This window comes from Carnobacterium sp. FSL W8-0810, assembly GCF_038007125.1.
GTDB lineage: Bacteria > Bacillota > Bacilli > Lactobacillales > Carnobacteriaceae > Carnobacterium_B > Carnobacterium_B inhibens.
This window is the reverse complement of the sequence record NZ_JBBOWO010000001.1, coordinates 483,366-495,853: the sequence shown is the minus strand read 5'-3', so window position 1 is coordinate 495,853 and position 12,488 is coordinate 483,366. Positions and strand designations below refer to the sequence as shown.

The following is a 12,488-nucleotide window of genomic DNA, read 5'->3' as shown; positions in this document are numbered from 1 at the left end:
TTGCTATTGTGTAAACGACTAGGTTCTATAAAAGTTAGTAAAAATAGTTGATAATAGTTATAGCCAGGAACAACTAATGATTAAATGTAATGGTCTTCATTTTTAGTACATTACAGCTCAGAATAAAAATTAGGAGCAGACAATTGCTTCTTATAAAAAAGGGAGGTATATTTTTGAATAACAGACATAAAAAAGGTGTTTTTATGTTAACTGTACTTTTATTTCTAGCGTCTTGTACTCAAAAAAAAGAACAATTAGAAGTATTTTCCATTCCCATATCTAATGGAGAAGTTTCCGTGAAAAATTTTAATATCATCAGTACTAAAGGCCAAATATATATTGAAGACAACTATTATTTGAAATTTCAGGATGAAAACATAAAGAGTATTAATTTTGGTATTTATGATAAAGAAAGTAAACTAATCTATTCGTTTGCGCAAAATGTTGATTTCTTTAGGGATACTGATAAGATCGAAGAGAACACAGGTTTTATTATTGATAGTAGTCATTTTAGAACGGGCGATGAAATAAAAATAGAAGTTAACTATACTTATAGTGACGGGACAAAAAAATCCTTTACTAGTAATGAAAAGCTTGAAAATGAGAATGAATAAATTGCAGCGTTATAAATTAACGCAGCATGGATAACTGAATCATGAACAAAGCTATGAGGTTACTACCAGAAGCAATTAAGAAAGATAGTCAACGAGCAAAACTAAATAAAAGGGTAGGGCGAAAATTAATATTTTCCAACTATAAAAAATAGATTTTGTTGTGTTTACCGGATTTGAATAATAATTACAGCGTTGTCTATCACCGCTAACGAAAGCTCCAGAAAGTATTATTGCAAGGACAGTCAAACCAACAGAAGAATAATGAATTGTTTTGTTAAAACTAAGACTTGTAAAAATAGCTAGTAAATAAATCAAAAATATTAAAACGACACTTATATAGAAAATCTTTACCGTAGCAAGTAAACTTCTTTTCATTGGAGTATCTCCTTTTAACTAGTGATTGTTTTTACATTCGTTCAATTTTATATTATACTTGATATTGTTCAGCAAATCACTTGCGGTTCCGTTTTTCTGTGACCTGGTTTGTGAAAAGTATATATTGTTGTTGGTTTTAACTTTTACTATTAAAGTGAAAAGGTAAAGATGGTAATTTGCATCGGTGTAAAAGGATGTTTGTTAAAGTAACAAATTGTTGGCAAGTATTTATAGATACTGTGATATGGCTAAAAAAAGATCGAGACAGTTTAATTTGTCTCGATCTCTTTTTTATTTAGAGTGCTTATGTTACTAGTTTTTACATAGAGTTTATTCGCCAAGATACTCAACAGTTGTAGTTCCCCAGCCTAAATAGTCCCCAGTAATACTATAAATAACAAATGCATTAACTAATAAACTACAAGCACACGCAAAGTAAACAAATTTATGCAGTGTATTTGTTTTTTTATTTCGTTTCATTACAATTGGCGCTACAAATAAACCGAATGGAGCAATTAAGCAACCCATAAAAGCAAGGATTAGAAGTATGAGTCCTTCATCTTTTTCAGTATTCCTCCAAATAGAATCTATCTTTTTGTTAGATTCTTCAATTTCAAGTTCATTTATTTCAATTTTTTTCTTAAGGTTTTGATTTTCTTTCAGCAATTCATCAATTGAAACTTCATAATATGTACTTAACTTTACTAAATTGTCTAAGTCAGGATAACTATTATTATTTTCCCATTTTGAAATCGATTGTCTTGAAATATTTAAATATTCCGCCACATCTCCTTGGGAAAACCCTTTATTGACCCTACTTTCTTTTAGGCGCTCGCCTAATGCCATGTTTACTCCTCCTTGAAACCTTGCTTTTCTCTATCATACCGAAAGTAAAGACGGTTGACTATACTTTATGGGTTATATTTTAACAATGGATGATTTAATTAAGTGAAAAATTTCGTTTTTTATTGGACTGAAAATGAAAATCTAGTTTTTTAGAAAAGGGTGACGTATTTAGTAATAAAGAGGTGATAAATTCTGAGTTTTTCACACATCGTAAATCAAAGGCTTGACGAGGTTGGTTTTGTGCATTTGCACAATTACTTTTGTTAGTATGACAATAGATTTTTGATGAAATGAAAAATATAATGTAAGCGCACACAGACAAATGTTAGGAGATGTTTTAGATATGGTAGATAGTACGATTCCTTGGTTTGCAGCGATTATTGGGTTACTCGTTGCAATTATACTTATTTTGAAAAAATTTAATCCTGTATATTCTTTATTCTTTGGAGCAATTATTGGTTCATTGATTGGTGGAGCTTCATTGGTTACAACGATAGATATTTTAATTAATGGGACACAAAGCATTATTGGAACAGCTATTCGAGTTCTTGCAGCAGGTATGTTGGCAGGAGTAATGATGGAATCCGGTGCAGCGGAGTCGATTGCAAATGCGATCGTTACTAAACTAGGGGATCAAAAAGCTATTTTATCTTTGGCTCTTTCAACTATGATCATTACTGCAGTGGGTGTATTCATTCCAGTAGCTGTATTGATTGTTGCCCCTATTGCATTGTCTGTAGGGAAACAAACAGGTATCAGTAAGATTGCCTTATTAACGGCTTTATCGGGCGGGGGAAAAGCTGGAAATATTATTTCTCCAAACCCAAATACGATTGCTGCAGCAAATGGTTTCGATTTAAACTTAAGCAGTGTCATGTTAGCTGGTTTTATCCCCGCTGTATTTGGACTTGTAACTGCTGTTATTATTGCAAATGCAATCAAAAATAAAGGTGAAATGGTAAGAGATAGAGATATTCTGAAGCAAGAAACAAAAGAATTAATGCCTTTGAGAAAAGCATTAGTCGCTCCAGGATTATCAATTTTCTTATTGTTGATCAATCCAATCGGAACAGTCCTAAAAATAGATGCTATTGCAAATTTAAAAATAGACGCATTGTATATATTACCTTTTGCTTCAATTGTAGGAACGATTGCAATGGGACATGCGAATAAAATCAGTGAATATGCTTCTTCAGGAATTAAACGCGTAACAGATACGGTTCTAATTCTGATAGGTGCTGGAGCGATTGCAGGACTGATATCTGCATCTGATCTGTCTGTTCAAGTAGTAAAAGTAATTGAAATGATAGGAATTTCAGGTACATTCTTAGCACCAATCTCAGGTATTTTGATGGGATTAGCAGTAGGATCAACTTCTACGGCCGTCATTCTTGCTACTGGCTCATTCGGAGAGGCAATTTTAAATACCGGAACTTCTTCTTTAGCAGCATCTGTAATGGTTCATACAGGAGCAACCGTTATTGATAGTGTTCCTCAAGGAAATTATTTCCATATTACGGCAAATAGTATGCATATGACAATTAAAGAAAGAATGAAAGTTATTCCATATGAAATGTGTATAGGTGGGGTAATGGCTGTAGTCGCAACAGTGTTGTATGGATTTATCCTTAATTAATCAAAAGAAAAGAGGAAAATAAAAAATGAAGAAAACATTTGTGGTGGCACCTGATTCTTTTAAAGAAAGCATGAGCGCAAAAGAAGCCTGTGAAGCAATGGCTAGAGGAATCAAGAAAGTTTTTACAGATGCGGAGATCAAACTTGTTCCTATGGCTGATGGTGGCGAAGGAACAGTGGATTCGTTAGTAGATGCAACACAAGGAAGAAGGATCGAAGTTGAAGTATCTGGACCGATTTTCCAAGAAAAAGTAACAGCATATTATGGCATTTTAGGTGACTGCAAAACGGCTGTTATTGAAATGGCGAAAGCAAATGGGATCGAACTGTTAGCAAAAGAGCGACGAAATCCACTCATCACGTCTACATATGGTACGGGTGAATTAATCAAAGCAGCTCTTGATGAAGGTGTAGAAAAAATTATTATTGGAATTGGCGGCAGTGTAACAAACGACGGCGGAGCTGGAATGGCTGAAGCGTTAGGTGTGAAATTTCTAGATCAAAATGGACAACCCGTTCCTCAAGGAGGAGGATCTTTAAATCTTTTAGCTTCAATTGATACTTCTGAACTAGACCCCCGCATAAAAGATATTGAAATAGAAATTGCTAGTGATGTTACGAATCCTTTGACAGGTGAACATGGGGCTTCTAATGTTTTTGGTCCTCAAAAGGGAGCTACTCCTGAAATGGTAGAACAGTTAGATGCTAATTTGAAACACTACGCACAGATTATTCAAAGAGATGTTCAAAAAACAATTGAACACTTACCTGGATCTGGAGCAGCAGGTGGTTTAGGTGCTGGTTTACTTGCTTTTACCAATGCAATATTAAAACCTGGCATTGATATTGTTATCGAAATCAATGAATTAGAAGCACATATTGCTGGTGCAGATTTTGTTTTTACAGGTGAAGGAGGAATGGATTTCCAAACTAAATTTGGCAAAGCACCATATGGAGTTGCAAAAGTTGCAAAACACTACCAAAAACCAGTCTTTGCTTGTGCTGGGTATGTCGGAAAAGATGTAGAAGTGCTTTATGATGAAGGAATGACGGCAATTTTTGGTATTATGGCAAAAGCAGAACCAATTGAGGAAGCTTTGAAAAACGGAGAATCAAATCTAGAACGAACTTGTGAAAACATTGCTCGAATATTATATTTGGCCAATGGTATATAGTCCTGATTTAGGAATAAAATAAACAGAAAACTTGATATTTTAAGTCTAAAGTAAGATACTTTAACGTATATGTCGGTCAAGAACCAGTTTAGAAGTTGTCATTTCTAAACTGGTTTTTGCATAGAAAAGGTGGCAGAGGGGCAGTTGTTAACTAAAAAACAAGCTAGTTTAATCGTCAGCAAGCTGATGGGAGATATCCCTTATAACATTAATATTATGAATGATTTAGGGATCATTATTGCAAGTGGCGACAGTAATCGGATAGGAACTTCGCATAGAGCAGCTGAACGAGCGATCAAAGAAAAAAAGATCATTGAAGTTTACCATGATACGCATCTAGAGAAAAAAGGAACCAATGAGCCAATCATTTATGAAGATAAAATAATTGGAGTGGTGGGCATCACAGGTGAACCTGACGAAGTTCGCCCGTTTACAAAAATTGTCAAGACTGTTTCCCTTTTGCTTATTGAAGAACTAAATATTTATAAGCAAAAAGAGGAAGATAGAGTTGCGAAGAAAGCTTTTTTGAAGCAGTTAATAGATTCGGATGGCGTATATACAGAATCATTAAAAAAAGAAGCAAGGGAAAACTATAAATTAGAACTAGGAAAGCTGTATTATGGAGTTTTTGCTGAAGGAAAAGACGTTTTACGGTCAGTTGCCTATAAGAAAGAAGTATTTGCATGGCATGAAGGATATATAATTTTTTTAGAAACGCTGGAACCAATAACTACAAGGAATGATGAGCTGATTATTATCAGTACACATGAAAAAAATATTGGACTTATTCTTCAAAATATCAAACAAACACATTTGATGCTTTCCTTTTTTAAATGGAAGAAAAAAGGAATCGAACGAACGGATACTTATTATTTAGCTAATTTATTTTCATTTTCTATTCCGCCAAATCAGGATCTTTTGAAAAAAATAAAAGAAGCAGCGCCAGAATATGCAGAAACATTAGTTTGTTTTGCACGAAATAATAAGAGCATCAACGATACTTCATTGGAACTTCATATTCACAGAAATACATTGAATTATAGAATTCAAAAGATAGAAGAGATAACGGGAAGAAATCCTCGTATTTGGTATGAATTATGGGAGCTGTTTTATCATTTTGCTTATCATTTCATGAATGAGGAAGATTAAAGAAAGGACTAGATTTATTTGACTTTAAATTACTTAGAACAATATAGGAGATTGCTTTCAATAGCTGAGGCAGGAATATTTTATGGGAAAGATCCATTTGATAAAGAACGTTATGAAGAATTACAAAAGCTGTCATTGAATTTAATAAGCCATTTGGGAAATGAACCAATTGAAAAGTTGGAAAATATTATAGATTCTAGTGAAGGATACCCTACTCCTAAAATTGATGTTAGAGCGTTTATCAAGAAAGAGAATAAAATATTGCTTGTAGAAGATTTGACGACAAAAGAGTGGGCATTGCCTGGGGGTTATGCAGAAGTCGGATTAACACCCAAAGAAAATATTATAAAAGAAGTAATGGAGGAAACGGGCTTAATTGTGGAAGATTGTGAGTTGATTGCTGTAGTTGATACAAACTTACGAAAGGATATCCCTCAGATGTTTCAGTATTATAAACTGGTATTTTATTGTACAGTTACGGGCGGAATATTTAAAGAAAACATCGAAACTTCTGACGTAGATTTTTTTGACTTAGATAATCTACCTAAATTATCGTTAAATAGAACAACTAAAGAACAATTAATGGAATTATCGAATAGTACAAATGTTTATTGTGACTGATTGTTTTATTGTATTGTTATTTAAATGATTAAAGAGAAAGACTGCCTTTATAGTTTAGGGCGGTCTTTCTCTTTGGGTAATAAACCAACTAAAATGCTGTAAAGTTAGTTGGATTCTTTACTATGTGTGATAACTTGTTCTAATAGATTAAAAACATGGTCGTCATCTAAACTATAAAAAATGGTTTTTCCGTCTCTTCTAGTTTTAACTAAATGAGCTTTCTTTAGTGCATTTAATTTATGAGAAACAGCGGATTGTTCCATATTTATTAAATTAGTGATTTCTCCTACACTTAATTCTTGGTCTTTTAATAAATAGATTATGGAAAGTCTAGCTTCATTTTGTAAAATTTTGAATATTTTACTAACGGATGTAAGTGTTTCTGGATCTAAAATAGATGGTTCTTTATTTGCCATGATTAACCTCCTTGGATACATGAAGTAAGTCTCATGTGTTAAGGATAGCACGCTTTTTTCTAAAAGCAAGTAGTGTAAAGGTAGTTTTAAACCGGCCTAATCTTGTTGACTTTATTCTTATGCGTGGTATACTTTTTTTGAAACATATGAATAAAATATCATATGTAAAACAGAGTTATTACGATTTAGAAATAAGTACAGGAGGAATTTTTATGTCTGAAGAAAAGAAACGCCATGAATGGATACTTGAGGGTATAGATTGTGCAAATTGTGCTAATAAGATTGAAAATGGCGTATCAAAAATTGAAGGCGTCACAAACAGCAATGCTAATTATATGACAAAGACCCTTAGTTTTGATGTTGACGAACAAAAAGAGTTGAACATTCTGCCAGTCATCAAATCAAAAATAAATAAACTAGAACCTGATGTAACGTTGCTCTCTAAATCAACTAAGCTTCCAATTGGAAAAGATGGTCGTGCATCAGATAAAAATAAAGGAACAAGCCATCTAGAAGACTCACATCATTCACACGATCATAGTCATGAAGAAGGCAATGTGAAAACTACTATTAGTCGGTTGGTCCTTTCTTTGCTTTTATTACTGGCTGCGAATTTTGTACCTATGAATGAAATAGTGTCCTTAGGATTATTTGTGGCAGCTTATCTTGTAGCCGGATACGATGTGGTCTGGAGAGCCATCAAAAACATGTTCAATGGACAACTGTTTGATGAGAATTTTTTGATGACTATCGCTACGATAAGTGCTTTTTATATTCAGGAATATCCAGAAGCGGTAGCCGTTATGCTCTTTTATCAAGTAGGAGAAATTTTCCAAGATATCGCCGTTAGTAGATCACGACGCTCGATTGCTGATTTGATGGATATAAGACCGGACTATGCAAATCTAAAGCTAGCAGATGGCAGCACGCGCAGCGTATCGCCAGACACGATTAGAGTTGGCGATACGATTGTCATACGGCCAGGAGAAAAGGTTCCTTTAGATGGGGAAATCATTACTGGAACGTCATCAATGGATACTTCTGCATTAACGGGTGAGTCTGTTCCTAGGAGTGTGGCAGTAAAGGACAGTGTATTGAGTGGATTTATCAATAAAAATGGTCTAATTGAAGTGAAAGTTGAGAAGCTTTTTTCTGAATCAACAGTTACAAAAATCCTTGATTTAGTAGAAAATGCAAGCGGTCGAAAAGCTCCAACTGAAAACTTTATTACGAAGTTTGCGCGTTACTATACACCCGTTGTTGTTATTCTGGCTTTAGTGCTAGCGATTATTCCTCCACTAGTTTTTCCAGAGGCTACATTTAATGAATGGATCTATCGAGCAAGTATTTTCCTTGTTATTTCTTGTCCGTGTGCATTGGTTGTATCAATTCCTGTGGGCTTCTTTGGTGGGATTGGAGCAGCTTCAAAAAAAGGAATTTTAGTGAAAGGAAGCAACTTCTTAGAAGGATTGAATGATATTAAATACGTCATTATGGATAAGACTGGAACGTTAACAAAGGGTAAATTTGAAATTACGGATATTCAGCCTGTAAACGGATGGAATAAACACCAATTATTAGAATTAGCTGCATATGCTGAAACTCATTCTTCACATCCAATTGCTGATTCAATTAAAGAAAAATATGAAGAACAAATTGATGAGAACCGAATCACGGAATATAAGGATATTTCAGGCCATGGTATCCAAGCAATAGTAGATGGGAAAGAAGTATTGGCAGGAAATGCAAAATTAATGCAAAAATACAACATTTCATTCACTGAATCAACTAAAATTGGAACCATTATTTATATAGCTGTCGATAAAGAGTATGCTGGTCATATTTTGATTGCAGACGCAATCAAGGAAGATGCTGCTGCAGGAATAGCATTAATGAAAGAAAAAGGCGTACAGCACGTTATTATGCTAACGGGAGACTCAAAATCAGTAGGGGAAGCCGTTGCTAAAGAATTAGGAATTGACGAGTTCTATGCAGAGCTTTTACCACAAGATAAAGTAGATAAAATGGAAGAGATTATGGCACGCAAAGGTCCAAAAGAAAAAGTAGCTTTTGTTGGTGACGGAATCAATGATACCCCTGTACTTGCCCGTTCAGATATAGGGATCGCAATGGGAGGATTAGGTTCAGACGCAGCAATTGAAGCAGCTGATGTCGTTATAATGGACGATAAACCATCTAAAATTGGAACAGTCATGCAAGTCGCAAAAGATACTCGAAGAATTGTATGGCAAAATATAATTTTAGCCCTTGCAGTAAAAGGTTTTTTCTTAATACTAGGAGCATTTGGCTTTGCAACCATGTGGGAAGCTGTTTTTGCAGATGTTGGCGTAACGGTTATTGCCGTTATAAACTCAATGCGAGTACTAAAAAAATAATTTAGTGTTGAATGAAAAGGTCGCCCTATAGAAATCTTCAAGTTTTCTATAGGGTGGCCTTATTTTTATTTGTACAGAAAATAAATAGGGTTATTTCAAAATCAAACCTTTTAAAATAGCATATGTAAACCGCTGGTTGCTAAATATAAACGGCTGCGTTCTTTTTAAAATTAATTATTAACTATATTATTAAGTCATAAATTATGTAATCTAAGTTAGTCGTACAAAGTTTTATTACCGCTACTCAAACGGAAAATAGATTTGAGTAAATCGAATTAAGTCTTATTGCGTCAACTCAAACGGAAAAAGGATTTGAGTTAGTCGAATTAAGCCGTATTGCGTCAACTCAAATAGAAAGCGGTTCTGAGTTAGTCAAATTAGAGCTCATTGCACTAACTCGAAATGGAAAGGCATCTGTTTTAGATGAACTAAGGCTCGTATTTAGTCAAATGATTTTTCCTTCTTAGTGTCAAATTGGTCTATTTTCGAAATAGTAACGATCTATCTTAACAGTTACGATAAGAAACATGCCCTAATAACTGTATTATTAAATGAAAGTATATACTATTTTGGTCGGTCTTTAGGTTATACTATTAACAATTAAAATATTTGAAAATGATAAACTAAAGTGTGTTTCCAAATATATTGTTGATAGCTGTTTATTGTTATTATTTATTTGCTCCATTGTAGTAAATATACAGGCCTTTCACTAAAAATTATTTTTATTGAATACTTAAATATATACTAAAACAGGTCTTAAAAGAAGGAGGTTTATGAACTTGCAATACTATCATTTAGTAACAAGAAAACCGATGCATGTTGGTCAAAAAATTGTTTTTGATAAAACTCATAAAAATCGACTGTATTCCTTTTTTTTAGATAATAATTTTAAAAATAAAACAAATGAGACCGTTGATCAGATAATCCATCGTTTAGATTCATCGATTGATGATGTTGAATTATCATTTTTAAAAAACTCCCAATCTCATACTTCAAGAGCCATTAGAGAAGTCATTACTGAAATGATTAGGTTAGAATATTTTCCGACGCTTCCTTCAAGGTTCGAATGTTTATATGGGTCTGATAGTCTGCAGGGTATATTTGAATGGAAAGAGTTGTTTGAATCCTATAACAGAGAGATTCTTCAAATTGTCAAATTAAAAACTTCTGGACCGATTTTTAAAGGAAACGCTGATTCCCTGCCGTCTTTAGAAAATTGTTCTTTTTTAGAAAAAATCGATCAAGCAAAAGAGTACTGGAGTTCTCCTGCTGAAAATTATCTCACTGAAGTATTAATTGGTGGAGAAATTTTTGTGACAGAAATTATTGAAGATTTTCAATAAAGATGACTTCATCTTAATATGTAAAAAAACTCAAAAATATGTCTTTTGAAAGGAATACACCTAATGAAGAGTATTGAATATCGTAAAATTACTGAAGAATATGCAATAGATCTACAGTTACCTAATGAACCCTTCAAAGTTTTTGGTCGTATGATCATTAACCGAAACAATGAGGAATGGTCTTATGAAACGGAGATGTTTGCAGAAGCCTATTATATGACTTTTCCAGAAGAAGAGTATAGTTTTGAAATGATTACTAGAAATGGATTTGTGCTAGGAGCTTATGAGAATGGAAACTGTATCGGTTTAGCCATTTTTCAAAATGATCCAGGTAAATATATGTATCTATACGATTTAAAAGTGAATAAAGAATTTCGTAGAAAAGGAATTGCGGAAGAATTAATTTCTAGCGGTTTGAAATTAGTTCGAAGTTTAGGATACGCTGGAATTTATACGATTGGACAAGATAATAATCTAGCAGCATGTAAGTTTTATTTAAAACAAAATTTTGTCATTGGTGGTTTGAATACAAATGATTACAAACACACAAAACAAGAAGGTAAGTCCAATATTTATTTTTACTTAGATTAAAAAGTATTTTAAAACTATTTCGTTAAGAAAAAAGGATTTATAGTGAAATTAGTTATTTGTTTTGCTAAACGAATAGGTAATCACTACATTAAGACTTAAACATAGAAAACTAATAGTCGTTTCTTTATAATGGAAATAATGATGAAAAAGTAACGAATGGAAATTTATTTGTTACCTAGTTAGTAGTATCAAGAATTAATACTAAAACTGTTTATATATATAAGGAGATGGAAAAATAGTGAGATTAAGTGTCTTAGATCAAGCACCGATAACCAGCGGAAATACAGCTGCAGAAGCTTTATTAAAAGCTGAAGAATTGGCTATTTTAGCAGATGAATTAGGGTATACACGTATGTGGATGGCGGAACACCATGGCACGAATGGTTATGCAAGTTCAGCGCCTGAGATTACAGCAGCGCATTTAGCAGCAAAAACAAAAAATATTCGAATCGGCACAGGCGGCGTTATGATGATGCATTATTCACCCTTGAAATTAGCGGAAGTTTTTAAAACGTTAAGTGCTTTCTCACCAGGAAGAATCGATTTTGGAGTAGGTCGTGCTCCAGGTGGCGACAATAATTCAATCTATGCTTTATCAGAAGGTCGTCAGCCTATGTTGGACAATATGTATGAAAAATTTGATACGGCATTAAAATTAATCAATGATGAAGTACCTGAAGATCGATTATATAATCGAACAATTGCTACTCCTTCACACATTCAATTGCCTGAATCTTGGTTACTGGGTTCTAGTGGAAGTAGCGCACGAAAAGCCGCTCAAATGGGAGTGGGTTATTCTTTTGCTCAATTCTTTATGGGTGGAATGACAAAAGATATCTTAGATGAATACAGAGTCAATTTTCAACCTTCTGCTTTTATGGAAAAACCGAACATCAATGTAGCGTATCTTGTGACGACAGCTGAAACTAGAGAAGAAGCAGAATATGAAGCTAAGCCACAAGATATTGCACGTCTATTGATGAGAAAAGGACAAATGGGTCAATTGCTGACACCTGAAGAAGCACAACATTATCCTTTAACCGAAATTGATCAATTAACGATAAAACAAGGACGCGAATTACATTTAGTAGGCACACCCAAAGAAATCGCTGCAAAATTATTAGAAGATCAAGAGAGGTATGGTTTTGATGAAGCGATGATCTGTAGTATTCCTCATTCACAAGAAAAACGATTAAATGTATACCGTTTATTAGCAAAAGAATTATTACAATAAAAGATAAAAAACAGAATATAATTTAAAAAAAGACATTATTTCCTAGGAAATAATGTCTTTTTTGGCAATTTAATGATAAAAAAATGATAGTTT

12 protein-coding genes are annotated in these 12,488 nt (G+C 33.5%); 9 read left to right on the top strand and 3 right to left on the bottom strand.

Going from position 1 to position 12,488, the window contains the following annotated elements; genetic code table 11:
- The first annotated feature begins 173 nt into the window (after nt 1-173).
- Complete coding sequence (locus NST49_RS02415) at nt 174-614, top strand: hypothetical protein (RefSeq protein WP_156098864.1); 441 nt, start codon at nt 174-176, stop codon at nt 612-614.
- A 75-nt stretch (nt 615-689) separates the two neighbouring features.
- Here NST49_RS02415 and NST49_RS02410 read toward each other — a convergent pair whose 3' ends face one another.
- Together NST49_RS02410 and NST49_RS02405 are read right to left on the bottom strand one after the other, a co-directional pair.
- A complete protein-coding gene (locus NST49_RS02410) occupies nt 690-989 on the bottom strand; it encodes a DUF5316 family protein (protein ID WP_023176585.1) in 300 nt (99 codons plus the stop codon).
- A 330-nt stretch (nt 990-1,319) separates the two neighbouring features.
- A complete protein-coding gene (locus tag NST49_RS02405) occupies nt 1,320-1,835 on the bottom strand; it encodes a helix-turn-helix domain-containing protein (RefSeq protein WP_023176587.1) in 516 nt (171 codons plus the stop codon).
- A gap of 343 nt (nt 1,836-2,178) precedes the next feature.
- On the opposite strand from NST49_RS02405, the gene NST49_RS02400 reads away from it, so the two are divergent.
- From NST49_RS02400 to NST49_RS02385, 4 genes are all read left to right on the top strand, one after another.
- On the top strand, nt 2,179-3,471 hold the full coding sequence (locus tag NST49_RS02400; RefSeq protein WP_034538047.1) for a GntP family permease: 1,293 nt from the start codon (nt 2,179-2,181) through the stop codon (nt 3,469-3,471).
- Between the two features lie 25 nt (nt 3,472-3,496).
- The gene (locus NST49_RS02395; protein WP_034538048.1) at nt 3,497-4,645 is read left to right on the top strand and encodes a glycerate kinase family protein; all 1,149 of its coding nucleotides are present in this window, start codon (nt 3,497-3,499) and stop codon (nt 4,643-4,645) included.
- Nucleotides 4,646-4,789: 144 nt separating this feature from the next.
- Nucleotides 4,790-5,794, top strand: a complete 1,005-nt coding sequence (locus NST49_RS02390; RefSeq protein ID WP_023176592.1) for a CdaR family transcriptional regulator — start codon at nt 4,790-4,792, stop codon at nt 5,792-5,794.
- An 18-nt stretch (nt 5,795-5,812) separates the two neighbouring features.
- A complete protein-coding gene (locus tag NST49_RS02385) occupies nt 5,813-6,415 on the top strand; it encodes an NUDIX hydrolase N-terminal domain-containing protein (protein WP_301426100.1) in 603 nt (200 codons plus the stop codon).
- A 104-nt stretch (nt 6,416-6,519) separates the two neighbouring features.
- Here the strand turns inward: NST49_RS02385 and NST49_RS02380 are convergent, their stop codons facing one another.
- Nucleotides 6,520-6,831, bottom strand: a complete 312-nt coding sequence (locus NST49_RS02380) for an ArsR/SmtB family transcription factor (protein ID WP_023176595.1) — start codon at nt 6,829-6,831, stop codon at nt 6,520-6,522.
- A gap of 212 nt (nt 6,832-7,043) precedes the next feature.
- Here NST49_RS02380 and NST49_RS02375 point away from each other — a divergent pair, with 212 nt between their 5' ends.
- The 4 genes from NST49_RS02375 to NST49_RS02360 all read left to right on the top strand — a co-directional run bounded on the left by NST49_RS02375 (nt 7,044) and on the right by NST49_RS02360 (nt 12,395).
- Nucleotides 7,044-9,227 carry a heavy metal translocating P-type ATPase gene (locus NST49_RS02375; RefSeq protein WP_034538050.1) on the top strand — a complete coding sequence of 728 codons (2,184 nt, stop codon included), beginning with the start codon at nt 7,044-7,046 and terminating at the stop codon, nt 9,225-9,227.
- Between the two features lie 773 nt (nt 9,228-10,000).
- Nucleotides 10,001-10,570 (top strand): DUF2441 domain-containing protein, encoded by a 570-nt coding sequence (locus NST49_RS02370; protein ID WP_034538052.1) that lies wholly within the window; start codon nt 10,001-10,003, stop codon nt 10,568-10,570.
- Nucleotides 10,571-10,633: 63 nt separating this feature from the next.
- Entirely contained in the window at nt 10,634-11,161 is a 528-nt protein-coding gene (locus NST49_RS02365) for a GNAT family N-acetyltransferase (protein ID WP_034538054.1), read from the top strand.
- 238 nt (nt 11,162-11,399) lie between these two features.
- The gene (locus NST49_RS02360; RefSeq protein WP_034538057.1) at nt 11,400-12,395 is read left to right on the top strand and encodes an MsnO8 family LLM class oxidoreductase; all 996 of its coding nucleotides are present in this window, start codon (nt 11,400-11,402) and stop codon (nt 12,393-12,395) included.
- Nucleotides 12,396-12,488: the final 93 nt, after the last annotated feature.